The sequence below is a fragment of the Micromonospora sp. KLBMP9576 genome (genome assembly GCF_050941805.1).
Classification (GTDB): domain Bacteria; phylum Actinomycetota; class Actinomycetes; order Mycobacteriales; family Micromonosporaceae; genus Micromonospora.
Genome location: NZ_CP194567.1, coordinates 4873906 through 4890783, shown reverse-complemented (window position 1 = coordinate 4890783; position 16878 = coordinate 4873906). Strand labels below are relative to the sequence as shown.

Sequence of the window (16878 nt, the reverse complement as noted above, 5' to 3'; positions counted from 1 at the left end):
TAAATGATCAACAGACGGGCGGAACCCCCCGTTCAGCCGGTACGCAGCTCCGTCAGGACGGCTCCGGCGGCGCGCCAACCGCTGGCGAGGGCACCCTGGATGGAGGGGCTGTCACGGTGGTCGCCGGCCACGAACAGGCCCTCGCCCAACGCCACCGGCTTGCGCAACCGCCCCTGGGGCGGGGGCGCGGCGGGCAGCGCGTCGGGAATGGACACCGTGCTCAGGTGGGTCCAGTCCGTGGTGGACCGGCCGTAGAGCCGGCGCAGTTCCGCGCGCACCGCCGGCTCGGGCGGGGCCGAGGGGCCGACGACCGAGGTGGCGACCAGGTGCCGCCCGGCCGGGGCGTAGGTGGGCGCGGCCCGGCTGACCACCACCGTGTTGGCGACGATCTCCCGCCGGTCGCCGTCGACGAGCAGGATCGGCTCGTCCAGTGGCGGCTCCTCGGTGCTGTGGTAGTAGGTCGTGTAGCTGTGGGTGCGTACGGCCGGCAGGCCCGGCAGCAGGGTGGCCGCCGCCGGCGGGTCCACGGCGACCACGACGGCGCGGCAGCGGATGTCGCCGGCCTGGGTGCGGACCCGGCCGGGCGCCACCTCGGCGACCGGGGTGTCCAGGTCGATCAGCGCCGCCGGCAGCGGGTCGGCGACGGCGCGGGGCAGCGCGGCCATCCCCTCGGCGGGCAGTCCGATCCGACCTCGGGCGAAGGAGCGCAGCACCATCGCCAGCACGTGGCTGGAGGTCTCCAGTTCCCGGTCGACGAGGACGCCGGAGAGGAACGGCCGCAACAGTTCCTCGATGATCGCGTCGGAGAGGCCGGCTCGGCGTAGCGCGGTCTCGGTGGTGGTCTCCGGTGCGGCCAGCAGCCGCCGCTTCGGCAGGGTGGCGCAGCCGGCGGCGAGCGCCGCGAGACGCAGCCGGTCGAACAGCGAGCCGACGCCGGCCAGCGCGGTGCCGGGCGCGCCGGCGGGTTCGCGGAGGGGGTTCACCAGGCGGGTCAGCCGCTCGCCCCGGCGCACCAGCACGCCGGAGGTGAAGTGTCCGAGGCGCAGCCGGTCGACGTCGAGCAGGGTGCCGAGCCGGGGGTACGCGGTGTTGAGCACCTGGAAGCCCCGGTCCAGCAGGTAGCCGTCGACGGCGTCGGTGGCGACCCGGCCACCGAGCCGGCCGCCGGCCTCCAGCAGCCGCCACGGCACGCCCGCGCGGTGCAGTCGCCGGGCCGCGGCGAGCCCGGCCAGGCCGCCGCCGACCACGACCACGTCGGTCTCAGCGAGCATCGCGCGCCTCCCGCTTCCGTTCGTCCGGGACAGCCGGCCCGGCCGTCGCATCTTCGGCCGACATCGGCCATCCTGCCCGCCGGGCGGGCCGGGGGGAGCAGAACGGGCCGGGGCGCCCACGCGGGGGCGCGATCACCGGCAGCGGGCGGGTGGCGGGACGACGATCGCCCGTCGGCGCGTGGCCTCTTCGAACAGGAGGGTGGCGGCTTCGTGCGCCTGGATCCGTAGGCCACTCGTGGTGCGGGTTGTGGTGCGAAGCCGTGCATCACCTAGTGCGAGTTCGGTGAGACTCTTGCCGCTACACGGCCGCCTCCGGCGAGCCTTGACCCGACCGAGAACCCCGGGCAGGAACACGCCTGCCCGACCGAGGAGACCCGCCCAGCCGCACAGTCCGCTTGACAGCCGCCAATGAGACTCGCCCGGTAGGACGCTCCACCTTGTCCCCGTCCGGGGAGGCTGGACGGTCTGGCGACTGCCCGACGAGGAAATCTGCTGATCACGAGGCAGGTGCTTGCCGTTGGCCTGGCGGGACGTGGCCTACCTGCGTCGGAAGGTTCTCACCGACTGCCCAGGACGCCAGAGCTTCACGACCAGTTCGTCGCCTTCAACCGACGTGAACACCGCTTCTTCTAGCTCCAGACGAAAGGCATGGAAGCCGCCCGGTGGCTCAGCTCCTGAGGTGTAGGCGTCCTTCGCCCCGCCGGTAACCTCGATCGCGACCCCGGCAACCTTGGCGTCACCGCCTTTGGTCGGATGCGCGTGGATCGCACACCGGCCGTCCCGTTGAAGATCGCGTGCCTTGACTGCGTTCAGCATTGATCCGAACGACAGATCCGCTCCCTGGAAGGCCACCTCCGACCCGCTGACGCGTGGCGACCCGTCCTTTCGCAGCGTTGCGAGGACGTGTGTCTCTGCCCCCTCGAACCGAGCCCGGATCAGCTTTGCGAACTCGGCCGCCTCACTCTCGAACTGTCCCCAAGTGGCCATGGGTGCCAGTGTGGCAGCGGGCACCGACAGTCTGCCGGTGGTCCGCGTCGAGGTTCGGGCCGACGTTGTCACTCCGCACTGAGTCCGCAGCGGCGCGATCCGCTGCCCGGTCAGGGTGGCCCGCAGGCGGGGCGCGCCGGCCTGCTGGCGACCTCCGCCAGCATCGACGACAAGACCTTGAAGACCTCGGGGCTCGGCGCCGAACCCCGGCCCTCCACAGAGATCCGCTCAGCTCACGAGGCCGGACGCGGTTACAACGGATCACAGCTCCTCGAACAACTCCCACTGAATGTTGTCCGGGTCGCGGAAGACAACCATCGCCGGGCCCTTCGAGTCCGCCTTCACCCCACTGTTCGGGACCTGATTTGCGGTGAGCACCTCGGCGACGCGTGCGACTTCACCCACGGGCACGCCGATGGCGATGTGGTCCAGGCCGATGCGCGCCTCGGTGAAGCGGTCGCCGGAAGGCGTGTCGGGCAAGGCTGGGTGAAGCACCAGGCTAGTTGAGGTGCCTCCCAGCCTGAACCGCAGCTTCTCGCCCGGAAAATCTTGATCGACCCGCAACCCGAGGATTCCCTCGTAGAAGCGGCGAGACTGTCCCAGGTCGCTGACGCGCAGCGTGATGTGATGGAACTGATACGTCATCGAGCGGACGTTAGGTTGAGGCTCGCTGACGGTCAACGGCATTTGGGCTCAGTCCGCAACGAGTCCGCAAGCGGTCGACCGCCAACGGAGAGCGGACCGCACCCACCGGCTCCACGGCCGGCTGTCCCACGGTGGTCTCGGTCGTCATCTGGCGTCTCTCCCCTGATCGGCCGATCAGCCGTTATTTGTGCGGTCCCGCTCGACGGGTGATCCGGATGCAAGGCCGAAGGACCTGTTCCTGCACCGCTGCTCGGCCTGGGCGGCCAGGGCGACGCCGTACCACTGGGAATCGTCACCGCGCCCTGCACCGGGCTCGAACATCGCGGCTCTCGGATCTTGGGATGCCGGTTGGTGCGGCAACAAAATTGACGAACGTGGCATTAAGATCCTAGTCAATGCCACAGATCATCTGCACTGGTCGACGGTGCCAGCGCCCCCCTCGCGCCGCACCAGATGCCCGGCCTTCCGCTCGTCTGTCCGGGTGAACACGGAGTGATCATGTACAACGCCGGAGCAAGGTCCCGCCCCGACCAGGGGCAGTGGCTGGAGCGTCCAGCATGACGATTACCGTCGAGACCTGGGAGCACCCTCCCGAAGAGTTATTCGCTTCCTCCTGCCGCTACAGCGCGGTGAGTCTTTCGCCCCGGCGCGTGCGCTCCATGACCGCTGACGCCCGTTGGGACACCTGCTGGAGCGTGGCCCGATCCGGCGGACGGATCGTAGGCGCCGTCACCACCCACCGGCCGACGACCGCCCGCTTCTCGGGTGGGCCCTACGACCTGAGGCGGTTGGCGGGATCGTTGGGGCAGCAGGTACCGGACGACCCCCGCCACTGGGCCTTCGTCGGAGGCTGCCGTGACCTTGCCGCCGGCACGGTGACCGCCGGTGATCTGAACGAGGCGGAGACCGACCAGGTGCGCCGCGTCGTGGCCGCGCACGCGTTCGCCGAGGCGCACGCCGCCGGGGCCTTCCCGGTGGCGCTCCACGTACGGGAACCCGAGGTCAGTTCCTTCGTCGCAGGGCTCGGGGCGCGGGCTTCGGCCCTGGCGATCGACGAGACGGCCGACCTGCGGCTCGCGGGCGACGACGTGGAACAGCACCTGGCGTCGCTCGGGTCCTCGCAGCGAGAGCGGTGTCGCCGGGACCAGCGTAGGTTCGCGGCTCTCGGCTGTTCCACGGCCCGGGTGCCGGCAGCGTCAGTGCTGGCCGAAGCGGCCCCACTGGTGTGGGCCGTCAAGGAGAAGTACGGGGTGGTCGATCATCCTCGCTTATGCCTGTTCCGGCTCCAGGAGTGGGCCCGGGCTGTCGGGGAGGACGCCTGCTACGCAAGCCTGGTCCGCGACCCGGCGGGACGGCTCATCGCGGTGTCGTTCTTCGCCGTTGAGGGCGAGGTCCTCGAGGGGTACGAGATCGGTCTCGCCGATGACGTGCCCGGCCGGGAATTCGCGTACCTCCAAGCCATGATCCACGGTCCGGTCCGGTACGCCTTCGAACTGGGCTGCCGCAGCATCGACCTCGGCCTGTCGTCCAGCACGGTCAAGCGGCGGCGCGGAGCGGTGATCACCAGGACCTGGCTGGTCTCACTCGCCTCGGGCGGGGGCGCCTGCCCCGCTCCAGAGGCCGGCTTCGCTTCGTGACCCGGGGACGGACTCGACATGCCAGCGTCACACCGCTTCGCCATGCACGACATGCCGGGCTTCGCTCCCTATCTGGTAGCCCGGACCCTGACGATGTTCGGGGCGACCATGGCGCCGGTCGCCCTGGCCTTCGCGGTCCTCGGAGCTGACCGATCGGCCTCGTTCCTCGGGTTCGTCCTGGCCGCACAGACTGCCCCGCAGCTCCTGTTCATCCTGATCGGCGGGGCCGTCGGCGACCGGGCCCCGCGCAAGCTGATCCTCGTCACGACCAACCTGGTCATGGCCGGTTGTCAGGCCGGAACCGCAGTCCTGCTCGTCCTCGGCCAGGTCGATCTGGTGCCGATGATGGCGCTGCAGGCGCTCTGGGGCACCGCGCGAGCCTTCTTCACCCCGGCCAACACCGGTGTCGTACCCGATCTGGTGCGGCCGGAGCGGATCCAGGACGCCACCGCCCTGGTGACCTTGAGCAGGAGCGCCGCCTCGATCGGCGGTCCCGCGACGGCCGGCGGGCTGCTGCTCGTCTGGGATGCCGGCTACGTCGTCCTCATCGACACCCTCTTGTTTCTCGCTGGCGCACTGCTGCTCAGCAGGCTTCCGCTCACCCGGCCATCGGGCCGTCCCGAGGAGTCGCTGCGCCAGTCGCTGGTCACCGGCTGGCGGGAGTTCGCCAGCCGTAGCTGGGTCTGGGCGACCGTGGCCAGCTTCGGTTTCTACCAGGGACTGATCCTGCCGGCGATCTTTCTGGTCGGGCCGGTCCTCGCGGCCGGTGAGGGGGGCATGGGCCCGACCGGGTGGTCCGTGGTTCTCGTCGCCCAGGGTGTGGGAGCGGTGCTGGCCGGAATCCTGCTCATGTGGTGGCGTCCCCGACGGCCGCTGCTCGCCTGCAACCTGCTGGTCGGCCTCGAATCCCTCTTTCTGCTGGCGATGATCGGCACTTCCCGGGTGGAGGGGGTGGCGTTGCTCGCCTTGATCGGCTCTGTCGGAGTGACCATGGCGGACGCGCTGTGGCTGAGCACCCTGCAGCGGGAGATTCCCGCTGCGGCCCTGTCCCGGGTCAGCTCGTACGAATGGCTCGGGTCGCTGGCTCTCTACCCGCTGGGCATGGCCGTCACCGGGTTGGTTCTCGCGGCCATCTCCCCGACGGCGATCGTCTTGGCCGTGGCGATGCTCAACCTCGTCGTGCGTGCGGCCGTGCTGTTGGCCCCAGGGGTACGCCAGGTCCGAAACGTCTCTGCTGCCGATCCGCCCACCACGAGAACGACCGACTCCGACCACGCGACCGCCGCTGCGCCTTAGCCAAAGAACAATTCCACCGCCGCCGATGCCTCCCAGCCACCTCCTGTTCCTCGTCACGTTCTGGAGTTCACCGTGTCCGCACCGTCTGTTGTCGCTGTCGTCGAGACCCACTGGCGTGCCGTCCTGGGCACCAGCGTGAGCACCCCGCAGGACCGCTTCTTCGAACTGGGCGGTGATTCACTGCTCGCCATCGATCTGCTCGAGCGGATCGAGCGGGATCTCAAGGTGGAGGTCCCCATTGACGCGCTGTTCCTGGACGGCACGCTGGCCGCTCTCGTTCGGGCCACCACCGAGGCTGTCGAGGGATGAGAGCAGGCGACCGCCTCTTCGCCCCGGACGGCTCCCCGGCCACCTCCGCCTGGACGACCGTGCGGGGCGGCGTGGACCCGGGCGGGGCCAGCCCCGAGGCCGGGCGGGCGAAGCCCCGAGTGGGCGTCGTGTTGTCACCACGGGGTGCGGCTGGGGTCCGCGACATCCTGATCGCTGCGGGGCGGGACATCGTCGTCGTTCCGGTGCTGCGCCGCGAGGTTTCGGCGCAGTGGCCGGGTCTGGCCACCGTCGCCGGCCGGCTCTTCGGTGAGGTGGTGGAGGTCGACGCCGCGGACCCCGTGGTGCCCGGGCCGCTCGCGGGGATCGTGACTTTCGGCGACGCCGAGTTGGAACTTGCCGCCGCGATCGGAAGCCGGCTCGGCGTCCGCCACCGGGACGCGGGGCCCGCCGACAAGTACGTGCAGCGCAGCACGCTGGCCCGGCACGGCGTGTCCCGCATCGGTGCACTTCCGCTGGCTGGCCCGGACGATCTCGACTCGGTTCGTGGAGAGTGGGGTCTGCCGTTCGTCGTCAAGCCGCGCCGCGGCGCCGGCGGGGCGGACGTGACGGTGGCCCGCACCGAAAGGCAGCTCCAGGAGATCAAGGAGTCCTGGCCGCGGCAGGGCGTCCGCTTCGCCGAGCAGTTCATTCCGGACGCCGCACACCGGGCCGGCGCGTGGCACGCGGACTACGTCTCGGTGGAAGTGCAGAGCATGTCCGGCCGGCACGACGTCATCACCGTCTTCGGAAAGTTCCCGGTCCACACCCGCAGCGGGGCTGCCGCTCAGGTCGTCACCACCGGGGACATCCTGCCGGACGCGCTGGACGAGCAGACCCGGCGTCAGGTGACGGATCTGGTGCTGAGGGCTCACGAGGTGCTCGGCATCGGTGACGGGGTGACCCACACGGAGGTCAAACTGGGCGCCGACGGACCGGAGATCATTGAGATCAACTGTCGGATCGGCGGCCATCTCAATCGGCTGCTGCGCCGTCGCAGCGGGTTCGACCTCGTACGGCAGGCCCTTCTGTGCGTGGCAGGACTCCCCCTGCAGCCGCTGCCCGATGCGGAGGGTGAGCGCGCGGTGGCAGGGCTGTTCATACCCTTCGCCAGCACAGCCGGCACCGTCGCGTCCCAGGTCTCGCCCGTCGACCTGCGGGCGGCGGGTGCCGTGGCCGTGGACGAGGTAGCTAGACCAGGTGCTTCGCGATCGGAGAGTGACGGTATCGCCTGCAACGTCGTCCTCGACGGCGCCGACCCGTCCGCGCTGCGCCACAGCGCCGCCGTCTTCCTGGAACGAGTCCGGGAGTTGTTCGCCGCGGACGGCGTGGGTGTCGAGGACTGGACCGAAGCGATGGTCGCCAAGCTGCGCGGCGAGCCGAGCGAGGCGCAGGCCTGACATGGGACACCTGTACAAGCTCTACGCCGAAGCCGCCGCCGATGCCGGGGAGGAAGTCGCCCTCGACGGGGCCGGTGGAACCCTGACCTACGCCGCGCTGATGAATCGCGTCGACGAGCTGGCCGCCCGGCTGACGCGAGCCGGCGCGGTCCCGGGACTGCGCATCGGTGTCGCCGACGACCTCGGCGGCGACCTGCATGCCGTGGCCCTCGCCGTCTCGGCGCTGGAGTGCTCGATCGTTCCCTACGTGACGAACGGGGGACCGGGCGAAATCCGGCGGCTGGACCGGCTGGGAGTGTGGGCGACGATCGGCACCGGCACTCCGGAGGTCACTCCGCTCGGCGGCGGGCGTCCCCCGCACCGCTGCGTGCAACCAGAGGCGTACGTGCTGTCCACCTCCGGCTCGACCAGCAGGCCCAAGGACGTGGCCATCGGCGAGCGGAACCTGGAGAGCTACGCGGAGCATCTGCGCGCCGTGGCCTGGATGGCTCCGGGCGACCGCATCGGCCAGAACTACCAACCCTCCTTCGACCCGTTCTACGAGGTGCTGATGACGGCCGCCCTGGGCCGTGCCACCGTGGTGCTGCCGGAGGGCCGCGAACACCTGCTCGTACAGCGTTTCTGCCAGCGTTGGGGCCTCACCGTGTGGAACTCCGTGCCGTCACAGATCGCCATGGCCCACCGGATGCGCCAGTTGACTCCCGGATCGCTGCCCGGGGTGCGGACGGCGGTCTTCGGCGGTGAGGCCCTCAGTGCCCGCTGTCTGTCGCTGTGGCGTGCCGCAGCGCCCGCCTCCACCGTGGTCAACAGCTACGGCCCGAGCGAGGTGACCATCGCCTGCGCGGAGTACGTCCTGCCACCCACCCGACCACCCGTCGGGGACGACGTTCCCATCGGCCGGGTGCTGCCTCACCTGGAGAGCCGTCTCGTCGCGCCGGACGATGCGCCGGACGAACGCGAGCTGTGCGTACGGGGGGTGCAGCTGTTCGCCGGCTATCTGGACCCCCGGGACAACATTGGCCGCTTCTATCGCGAGGAAGGCGGCCGACTGAGAGTTCTGCGCGGTGACACGCCTGCGCCCGGCGACTGGTACCGCACCGGGGACATCGTCGAGGAGACCGGGCAGGGCCTGGTCTACCGGCGCCGGATTGGTCACGAGACCAAGGTCCGCGGCAGGCGGGTCGACCTGTCCGCCGTGGAGGCCGAGTTGGGCCGCCTGCCCGGGGTGTCCGACGTCCGGGCCCTGGTCGTCGACGACGCCGTGCACGCGGTCGTCGAGACTCCGGACACCGGGGCCGGCCAGCCCTTCCCCGAACTGCCCGGGCTGCGGGACTACGCGCGGCCACGCACTCTCGTCCGCACCGCCGCGTTGCCCCGACTCGGCAACGGCAAGAGCGACCTGCGCGCCATTGAACAGCTGATCCGGCAGAACCTCGACCGGTCTGCCGCGACCGTCACGACGAACACGGGGTAGATGTATGAACGTCGACACACTGCGGGCGGCCATGGTGGCCGTACTGCTCCAGCAACTCGACCGCGAGGACCGGCGCGGCACCGTCGCCGACACCGGTTGGTCCTGGGCCCGCAACGGGGGCACCTCTCTGGAGGCGTACGCCGCGGTGATGCGGATCGAACAGGAGTTGGGGATCGCTATTCCGGTGGCGCGGCTCCTCGGTCCCGCAGCGCTGGACGAGGTGCTCGCCTCGGCCCTGCAGTTCCCGGTCCAGCGGGACCGGGGGGAGACCTGGACGAGCGGGGATACCGTGCCGGCGACCGCGTCCCAGTGCCGGCACTGGCGGCACGCGCAGGGCGAGGGGTCGGCCGCTTTCCTCAACATGGGGCAGGCCATCCGCTGCCGGCGGGACTTCGACGCCGACCGCGCCGAGTCCGCCTTCCGCGCCCTGGTGTCCCGGCACGAGTCGCTGCGCAACCGTTACGTGCTGGATCCGGACGGCCGGCTGGTGCTGCAGGAGGTCGCGGACTGGCCGGACCAGGTGGCGTTCGAACGCCACCCGGCCGCGGTGTCCATCGACGCTGCGACCACGCTGATCCGCACCGCCGTCGGGCGGCCCTTCGCACTGGACCGGGAACCTCCCGTCCGTGGCGGTTGGGTACCGCTTCCTGACGGAGCGGCGGTGGTGTACTACGTCATCCACCACATCGCGGCGGACGGCTGGTCGACAGACCTACTGACCAGTGAGTTCCTGGACTTCTACACCACACCGCACGTCGTACCCGCCCCGGCCACCCCCTTCAGCGCCTACGCCGCGATGCTGGACGCCCGCGCCCGGGCGGGGATCTACGCGGACGACATCGCGTACTGGCGCAGGAAGTTCGAGCGGGTCTCCGCCGATTTCACCATCGCCCGACGCGACGCGCAGGCCGGTGGTCAGCGGGCCGGGTCGCTCCGGCTGGGCTGGGACGGCGCCGGAGAAGCCGAGGCCGTCCGCACTGCGGCCCGTGAATACGGTGTCACGACGTACAGCTTGCTGCTCGCGGCCCTGCTCGTCGCGGCCCACGTGGTGTCGGGCGAGGACGACGTGGTGGTGATGAGTGGAGTCGCCAATCGCAACTCCGCACGCGTCCGGGAGACGGTCGGCCTGTTCACCAACCAGATCTTCTTCCTGGGCGACTTCCGCCGTACCGACGTTCCAGTCCGTTCCTACCTGCAGGACGTGCACGCGGACGTGGTGGAGAGCCTGTCGCGCAGCGAACTGCCGGTCGAGGTCGTGCTTGATGGGCTCGATGCCTATGCCAGGGCCCGCACTCTCGCCCCGTACGCCAACGTCCTCTTTCAGGCGGCGGACGCCCCCATCGAACCGCCCGCGATCCGCGACGGCAGCTGGATCGTGCACCCGCTGGGCACCGGCACCATCAAGCGGCACTGCAACATCCACCTTGTCGACACGCCGGGGACCCTCGCCCTCGAGTTGGACTACAGCCTCGCCCTGGTCGGACCGGCGGACGCCGATCGGCTGCTCGCCACCGTACGGGCCGGCGTGGAGCAGTTGACGGCCTCGCCCGACGCATCCGTCACGCAGCTCGTGCGGTGTCTGCGCGAGACGGCGGGGGAGCGTGGCCCGGAACTCACCGTGTTCACCGTCGACTATCCCGGCGCACGCAGTGAACCGGCGCTCGCGTCGATCGTCCGGGAGTCGTTCCCCGAGTGCCACGTGGTGGAGCTGCCCGTGCCCAGGAGCCTGGACCCGGAGGAGTTCGAGAAGTGCCTGAGGCGGTGCCGGGAGGCCGTCGATCGGGTGGACGGACCAGCCACCGTGCTGTCGTACTGCTCGGCGTCGGCGTGGGCCCGGTATCTGACCGCTGAACTGTCCGACCGGGCGCTCCGGCTGATCACGGTGAACGGGAACGCGGTGACCACGGTCGACTGGGCCGAGGAGTGCGCCGCCGTGATACGCCTGCTGGCCCCGGCGATCGCACCGTCCCTGCCGCCGGTGGAGCCGCTCGACGGAACCGCCGAGCCCGCGGAGCAGTGGGCCGCCGCCGGACGCATCCTCGCCGCCATGAACCGGGCGCTGGAGTCCGCCTACCGGATGCGCTTCGGTGGATCGCTGAGCCGCGTCGCCCGCGAAACCATGGGGGTCCAGTTGGCGTGGCTCGCGTACCTCGGCAGCTGCGTCGTGGTGGGCAACCGCACCGCAGCCGAGGGCGGGCAGACCCTGGTGTTCCCCGGTGACCTGCGGGACGGCGGGGCCGAACTCGTCGCGAGGTTGCGGCCCGAACTCGTGCGGTGCGGACGACGTGGAAGAGCGGCGAGATGAGCAGTGACGAGTTCATCGAGCGGGCCCTGGCCGCCCATCACCTGCAACGGTCGCGGTGCCGGGATCCCCGTCAGGTGACCGCAGCGGTCTTCGACGATCTGCTCGACCAGGCCCAGGGCACGGCGTTCGGCCGAGACCACGGCCTGCGGTCCGTGCGGACCCCGGCGGACCTGGCCGCCGCGGTTCCGGTCCGCGACTACGAGGCGTTCTGCGGCTATGTCGGACGTATCCGGGAGGGCGAGGACCGGGTGCTGACCGTGAGCCGGCCGTACGCACTGCACCCCACCTCCGGCACCACCGGCAGGCCCAAGTACGTACCCACCACCCGGCACTGGCGCGATCGCTACCGTGGGCCCGGCCTCTACGCCCAGTGGGGCCTCTACCTGCACCGCCTGGGGCTGAGCCGTTACCACCCCGGCAACGTGTTCGACCTGTCCTGGGAGCGCGCCGAGCTGGACGACCCATGGACGTCGGGGGACACACTTCCGGTCTACAGCATCACCAAGCGCCCCTCCTCGGTCGGGCCGTGCGACTGGACACCGCCGTGGTATTTCGAGCCCTGGTTCACCGTCGAACCGGGCGAGCGGCACCTGTACACCCGGTTGCGCCTCCTGGCCAGCTCGGACGTACGGCTCGTGGTGGCGGTGAACCCGTCACGGATCACCGCTCTCGGGGAACTCCTCAACGCCGAACTCGACTGCCTGGTCGAGGACCTGCGGAACGGAACCGTCGACGGGAGATCCGACCCGCGGACCCGCCCCGACCCGCGCACTGCGGCGCGACTGAGAACCGCGCGCTCGTTCGGGGCCCGGGTCACTCTGACCGACCTGTGGCCCGGGCTGTCACTGCTGGTCTGTTGGAACTCGGCCTCCGCACGCTACTACCGCGGCTGGCTGGAGCAGATCGCCCCGGACGTCCCCCTCATCCCGTTCAGCACCACCGGGACCGAGGGGATCGTCACACTGCCCGTGGACTCGCACACCTCGGCGGGCCCCCTCGCGGTCGATCAAGGGCTCTTCGAGTTCGTGCCATGCGACCCCGCCGATCCGGGCAACCCACTCTCCGCTTCCGTCACCACCTACGGAGCCGAGGAGTTGGAGCACGGCGCCACCTACCGGCTGGTGATGAGCCAGGCCAACGGCCTGTACCGGTACGACACCGGCGACATCTACCGGGTCGTGGGCCGGGTCGGCCGCCTGCCGCGCCTGGACTTCGAGGGCCGGGCTGGTTCGGTCACCTCGTTCACCGGGGAGAAGCTGACAGAATCCGACGTCCACGCGGCGATCCGCTCGGCCGTCGGCCACGCCTCGGTCAGCGGTGGCTACTCGGTGATCCCGGTGTGGGGTCAGCCCCCGGGCTACACCCTCCTCATGGAGGAGCACGAGGCGACGGCCCCGGCGTACAGCGCGCGTTTCTGCGCGCGCGTCGAAGCGGAACTCGCCCGCCTCAACACCGAGTACGCGGACAAGCGCCGATCCGGACGGCTGTCCCCGCTGCGGGCCCAGGTGGTCCGAGCGGGCACCTACCGGGCACTGACCGAGCGCAGGGTGGCCGTGGGCGCGTCGGCGGCGCAGGTCAAGCACCGCTGGCTGCACCCCGACGACTCGTTGCTGCGCGAACTCGAGGCCGCGCCAGGCTCACCGCCCCCACCGATCAGCAACCAGCCACCCGGCCAGCAGAGGAGTACAGAATGACTGTTCCGTCGACCCTGGTTGAGGACTTCCACCGGGACGGCTACGCCGTGGTGCGCGGCATCCTCGACGAGGCGGACTTCACCGCCGTACGCGAGGAGTACGCCCATCTGATCGAGGAGCGCGCGGCCCAGTGGCGGCGCGACGGACGACTGGCCCCGGGCGAGGACCTGGCCGGTCGGCCCTTCGACGAGCAGCTGATCGCGCTCGCGGCGCAGCCGGACTTCGACCCCGCTCTGCTGAGCGAGCTGGACATCACCTTGCCCCACATGCCGTTCACCTCGCTGCAGCCGGACAGCGAGGTGCACACCGGTCCCGGTGTCCTCGGCCTGCTGCGCAATGCCAAGGTGCTCGACGTGGTGGGCCGGCTCGTCGGTGACGAGATCTCGGCCAGTCCCAACCAGCACGTCCGGCTCAAGCTGCCGGCCCTCGGCACGGCGAGCCGCTTCGGGGCGCGGCGCGGCGAGACCCTGCACGCGCCCACCCTGTGGCACCAGGACGCCATGACGCAGATGCCGCAGTCCGACGACACCACCCTGGTGACGTGCTGGATCCCCCTGATGGACGTGAGCGAGGAGCACGGCTGTCTGCTCGTCGTCCCGGGCCGGCACCACGAGGAGAAGTTGCTTCCCTGGCCGATGGATCCGGAGACGGTGCGCGGCCTGGAGGCCGAGGCGGTGCCGTTGCCGGTGCGGCAGGGGGACATCGTCCTGCTGCACAAGCGCACCCCGCACGGCTCCACCGTCAACCGCTCCTCCCGGCTCCGCTGGAGCTTCGACTTCCGCTACTTCCCCAGCCACGAACTCTCCGATCGGCCCTGGTTTCCCGCGGTGGTGGCCCGTAGCGCCTCCGCCCCGCAACTGGCAGCCACCGATGCGGACGCCTGGCGCCGTCAGTGGGAGCTGGCGCGCGAACTCTTCGTCAGCACGGGCCAGATGGTGCCGGGTCGTCGGGAGTTCTCCCAGCTCGTCGCGGACTCGCTGATCGCACGCTGGGAGTCGGGCGACCATCCGCGCCTGGCGCCGGAGGACGCTCGTGCGTGAGCCGTCGGCCGTCACCGGCCCGATCCTGCGCTACAAGAAGCGTGCCGACGTGCGCCTCGCGGTGCAGCGCTGGGGCAGCGGCCCGGCCGACCTTCTCTACATTCATGGGCTGCAGAGCCACGGAGGCTGGCTCGCCGAGACCGGTCCCGCGCTGGCCGGCCGAGGGATCAGGGTGTCGGTACCGGATCGGCGCGGGTCGGGGCGCAGCAGCGGACCGCGCGGGCACCTGGCGGACGCTGCCACGGTCCTGGAAGACTACGCGGCGCACCTCGCGGACACCGTCGCCGCGGGGCGTGCGCCGATCACCGTCGTCGGCCAGAGTTTCGGGGGAAGCATACTGGCCGCGCTGGTCGCCACCGGACGAGTTCCGGTGGGGGTCCGGATCGTGTTCTGCGCCCCCGCGCTCGGGCAGCAGCGCGCCCGCCTCGACGAGGCGGCCCGGGAACGGGCGCGGCACCGGACCGGCACGGCATACTCCGTCGTTGGCCTGGACGATCGGCAGTACACCAACCTGCCCCGCTACCTGCGGGCCATGGCGAACGACGGGCTCATGGTCCGGATGGTGACGGATTCCTTCCGGGCCGTCATGATCGAGATCGAGGATCTGTACCTGAGGGCGGGCGCCGAACCCTGGGCTGGTCGCCCGGTTCACGTGGTCCTGCCGGAGCAGGACCCGATCATCGATCTGGCGGCCTCGACGCAGGTGCTCCAAGAGCTCGCCCCGCAGGCACGGATCCACCGGCTGAAGACCGTGTACCACTACGTCGAGTTCACCGACGTTCGCCAGGCGTACTGGGACTGGCTGGCCGGGGTGACCCATGCCGGAGTTTGAGCTCTACGTGGCGCGGGTGCCGATGGCCCGTGCCTTTCGGCACTTCACCAAGTCCCGCACCGCCTCCTCCTCGGTGCTGATCGTCGTCCGGGAGGGCGACGTCGAAGGCTGGGGCGAGTCGGCACCACGCCCCTACGTCACGGGCGAGACCGTCGGTTCCGTGCTGGCGGCGTTGGCTCGTCCCGAGGTGTTGCGCCCGGCCGCCGAGGCGCTCCTGCTGCCGCTCGACGATGCGCTGGACGCGGTGGCAGGGCTCCCAGCGCCGCCGGGGCCGGGCGGGGCGGACGTCGCGGCTCTGGCCGCAGCCGCCGGCCTGGAGACTGCGCTGCTTGATCATCTGTGTCGACGCGAGGGGATCACCGGATTCGAGGCCCTGCACCGCGCCGGCTTCGGCGACGTGCTCGCCGCGACGCCCGCCCCGGCCCCGGTGGCGACCGTGATCGATCTGGAGCGAGACCCGATCACCTATCTGGAGTCCCTGCCCGAGCAGTGGCGCATGGCGATCCCGCACGTGAAGCTGAAGGCGGGATCGGATCTGCGGGCGACGGCCTCGCTGGCAGCCCGGGTACGCGACCTGCTTCCGGTCACCGCCACTGTGTCGGTGGACGCCAACGGCGCCTGGGATCCGGCTGCGGTGCTCCGGCACGCGGATGCGCTGCGCGAGTCAGGTCTGACGTGGCTGGAGGAGCCGCTCGCGGCACGGCGCTGGGGGGATCTCGCGGCCCTGCGCGGCAGCGGGCTGACGGTGATGCTCGACGAGTCCTGCGCGTCGGCGCACGACCTGGCGGCCTGCCTCGCTCACGAGGCGGCGGACATGGTCAACCTGCGGGTCTCCAAGTGCGGCGGTCCGCTGCGGCTGTTGGCCATGCTCAGAACGGCCCGGAGGGCCGGGCTCGGCGTACAGATCGGCGTGCAGGTGGGGGAGGTGGGGCCGCTGTGGGCGACGGGCCGGCTCGTCGCGACGGCCGTTCCGGACCTCGCGGCCGTGGAGGCCGGACGGCAGGACGAGTGGTTCCCGCCGGACCTCACCACGCCGACGTACGCGGTAGACCGGGCCGGTTCCCTGGCCCCCGTCCTGAACGGTCCGGGTATCGGGGTGCGGGTCACGTCCGCCCTGTTGGAGCGGTGTACACCGCACCCGATCGGGTCCATCGACCGACCGGCGGGCACGACCTCACGGGGGCCGGCGTGAAGGGACGGCGGGCGTGGATCACCGGCGGAGGTTCGGGCATCGGGGCGGGGGTGGCCCGGCGACTGGCCGACCTGGGCGCCGTCATCGTCCTGATCGACCGCGATGCCGACGCACTCGCCGCGGCCCGCCGGATGCTCCCGGCGGGGACGACGGTCCTCGAGCTGGACGTCACCGCGACCGAGCGGGTCACCGAAGCGGTGGCGGCGACGGATCCGGATGAGTTGCCGGACATCCTGGTCAACTCCGTCGGCGGGGACACCCGGCAGATCCCCTTCACCGAGCTGCGCGAAGAAGACCTCATGCAGTCGATGACGGAGAACCTGCTGGGCTGCTTCACACTGACCCGGCTCTGTGCGCCCGCCATGCTCCGCCGGGGGCGAGGGCGGATCGTGAATCTGGCGTCCGTCGCGGGTCGCAGCTACTCGATCTTCTCCAATGCCGCCTACGTAGCTGCCAAGGCCGCGGTGATCGGCTACACCAAGCAGTGCGCGTACGAGCTGGCCGGCACCGGAGTGGTGGTGAACGCCGTCGCGCACGGCCCAATCGCCACGGACCGGCTGCTACGTGCGCAGCAGGCGATGTCGCCGGAGCGCCGGCGGGAGATCATGGAACGTTTGCCGATGGGGCGTTACGGCGCGGTCGACGAGGCGGTGGGTGCTGTGGTGCAGCTGTGTGGCGACGACGCCGGGTACACCACCGGCTGCGTGATGGACGTCAACGGGGGTCTGCACATCTAGGGGCGTCGCGGGACCGACCCGATTCCGGACGGCATCGGGGACAACTGACGAGTACGGGAAGG

At 70.8% G+C, this 16878-nt stretch carries 14 protein-coding genes; 11 read left to right on the top strand and 3 right to left on the bottom strand.

Annotated elements, in window-relative coordinates:
• Positions 1-32 precede the first annotated feature (32 nt).
• The 3 genes from ACQ452_RS21435 to ACQ452_RS21425 all read right to left on the bottom strand — a co-directional run bounded on the left by ACQ452_RS21435 (position 33) and on the right by ACQ452_RS21425 (position 2903).
• Positions 33-1271: an NAD(P)/FAD-dependent oxidoreductase gene (locus ACQ452_RS21435; RefSeq protein ID WP_433386905.1), complete on the bottom strand. Its 1239-nt coding sequence runs from the start codon at positions 1269-1271 to the stop codon at positions 33-35.
• Positions 1272-1808: 537 nt separating this feature from the next.
• A complete protein-coding gene (locus tag ACQ452_RS21430) occupies positions 1809-2258 on the bottom strand; it encodes a pyridoxamine 5'-phosphate oxidase family protein (protein ID WP_433386904.1) in 450 nt (149 codons plus the stop codon).
• A gap of 261 nt (positions 2259-2519) precedes the next feature.
• Positions 2520-2903, bottom strand: a complete 384-nt coding sequence (locus ACQ452_RS21425; RefSeq protein ID WP_433386903.1) for a VOC family protein — start codon at positions 2901-2903, stop codon at positions 2520-2522.
• Between the two features lie 659 nt (positions 2904-3562).
• On the opposite strand from ACQ452_RS21425, the gene ACQ452_RS21420 reads away from it, so the two are divergent.
• The 11 genes from ACQ452_RS21420 to ACQ452_RS21370 all read left to right on the top strand — a co-directional run bounded on the left by ACQ452_RS21420 (position 3563) and on the right by ACQ452_RS21370 (position 16816).
• Positions 3563-4540 (top strand): GNAT family N-acetyltransferase, encoded by a 978-nt coding sequence (locus ACQ452_RS21420; protein ID WP_433386902.1) that lies wholly within the window; start codon positions 3563-3565, stop codon positions 4538-4540.
• An 18-nt stretch (positions 4541-4558) separates the two neighbouring features.
• Entirely contained in the window at positions 4559-5836 is a 1278-nt protein-coding gene (locus tag ACQ452_RS21415) for an MFS transporter (RefSeq protein WP_433386901.1), read from the top strand.
• A gap of 72 nt (positions 5837-5908) precedes the next feature.
• Positions 5909-6145, top strand: coding sequence for a phosphopantetheine-binding protein (locus ACQ452_RS21410; RefSeq protein WP_433386900.1), 237 nt, complete (start codon positions 5909-5911; stop codon positions 6143-6145).
• Complete coding sequence (locus ACQ452_RS21405; RefSeq protein ID WP_433386899.1) at positions 6142-7542, top strand: ATP-grasp domain-containing protein; 1401 nt, start codon at positions 6142-6144, stop codon at positions 7540-7542. The genes ACQ452_RS21410 and ACQ452_RS21405 overlap by 4 nt, the downstream gene beginning before the upstream one ends.
• 1 nt (position 7543) lies before the next feature.
• A complete protein-coding gene (locus ACQ452_RS21400) occupies positions 7544-9016 on the top strand; it encodes an AMP-binding protein (RefSeq protein ID WP_433386898.1) in 1473 nt (490 codons plus the stop codon).
• A 4-nt stretch (positions 9017-9020) separates the two neighbouring features.
• Positions 9021-11321: a condensation domain-containing protein gene (locus tag ACQ452_RS21395; protein ID WP_433386897.1), complete on the top strand. Its 2301-nt coding sequence runs from the start codon at positions 9021-9023 to the stop codon at positions 11319-11321.
• Complete coding sequence (locus tag ACQ452_RS21390; protein ID WP_433386896.1) at positions 11318-13015, top strand: GH3 auxin-responsive promoter family protein; 1698 nt, start codon at positions 11318-11320, stop codon at positions 13013-13015. Before ACQ452_RS21395 ends, ACQ452_RS21390 begins: the two co-directional genes overlap by 4 nt.
• Positions 13012-14055 (top strand): phytanoyl-CoA dioxygenase family protein, encoded by a 1044-nt coding sequence (locus ACQ452_RS21385; protein WP_433386895.1) that lies wholly within the window; start codon positions 13012-13014, stop codon positions 14053-14055. The genes ACQ452_RS21390 and ACQ452_RS21385 overlap by 4 nt, the downstream gene beginning before the upstream one ends.
• A complete protein-coding gene (locus ACQ452_RS21380; RefSeq protein ID WP_433386894.1) occupies positions 14048-14887 on the top strand; it encodes an alpha/beta hydrolase in 840 nt (279 codons plus the stop codon). The genes ACQ452_RS21385 and ACQ452_RS21380 overlap by 8 nt, the downstream gene beginning before the upstream one ends.
• Entirely contained in the window at positions 14874-16079 is a 1206-nt protein-coding gene (locus ACQ452_RS21375) for an enolase C-terminal domain-like protein (protein ID WP_433386893.1), read from the top strand. The genes ACQ452_RS21380 and ACQ452_RS21375 overlap by 14 nt, the downstream gene beginning before the upstream one ends.
• Entirely contained in the window at positions 16076-16816 is a 741-nt protein-coding gene (locus ACQ452_RS21370) for an SDR family NAD(P)-dependent oxidoreductase (RefSeq protein WP_433386892.1), read from the top strand. Before ACQ452_RS21375 ends, ACQ452_RS21370 begins: the two co-directional genes overlap by 4 nt.
• Positions 16817-16878 lie beyond the last annotated feature (62 nt).

What these genes read in the sequence shown, in the direction of transcription:
- ACQ452_RS21435 (WP_433386905.1), bottom strand. Translation starts at nt 1,271, where the DNA reads ATGCTCGCTGAGACCGACGTGGTCGTGGTCGGCGGCGGCCTGGCCGGG.
- ACQ452_RS21425 (WP_433386903.1), bottom strand. Translation starts at nt 2,903, where the DNA reads ATGACGTATCAGTTCCATCACATCACGCTGCGCGTCAGCGACCTGGGA.
- ACQ452_RS21420 (WP_433386902.1), top strand. Translation starts at nt 3,563, where the DNA reads ATGACCGCTGACGCCCGTTGGGACACCTGCTGGAGCGTGGCCCGATCC.
- ACQ452_RS21430 (WP_433386904.1), bottom strand. Translation starts at nt 2,258, where the DNA reads ATGGCCACTTGGGGACAGTTCGAGAGTGAGGCGGCCGAGTTCGCAAAG.
- ACQ452_RS21375 (WP_433386893.1), top strand. Translation starts at nt 14,874, where the DNA reads ATGCCGGAGTTTGAGCTCTACGTGGCGCGGGTGCCGATGGCCCGTGCC.
- ACQ452_RS21405 (WP_433386899.1), top strand. Translation starts at nt 6,142, where the DNA reads ATGAGAGCAGGCGACCGCCTCTTCGCCCCGGACGGCTCCCCGGCCACC.
- ACQ452_RS21390 (WP_433386896.1), top strand. Translation starts at nt 11,318, where the DNA reads ATGAGCAGTGACGAGTTCATCGAGCGGGCCCTGGCCGCCCATCACCTG.
- ACQ452_RS21395 (WP_433386897.1), top strand. Translation starts at nt 9,021, where the DNA reads ATGAACGTCGACACACTGCGGGCGGCCATGGTGGCCGTACTGCTCCAG.
- ACQ452_RS21415 (WP_433386901.1), top strand. Translation starts at nt 4,559, where the DNA reads ATGCCAGCGTCACACCGCTTCGCCATGCACGACATGCCGGGCTTCGCT.
- ACQ452_RS21400 (WP_433386898.1), top strand. Translation starts at nt 7,544, where the DNA reads ATGGGACACCTGTACAAGCTCTACGCCGAAGCCGCCGCCGATGCCGGG.
- ACQ452_RS21385 (WP_433386895.1), top strand. Translation starts at nt 13,012, where the DNA reads ATGACTGTTCCGTCGACCCTGGTTGAGGACTTCCACCGGGACGGCTAC.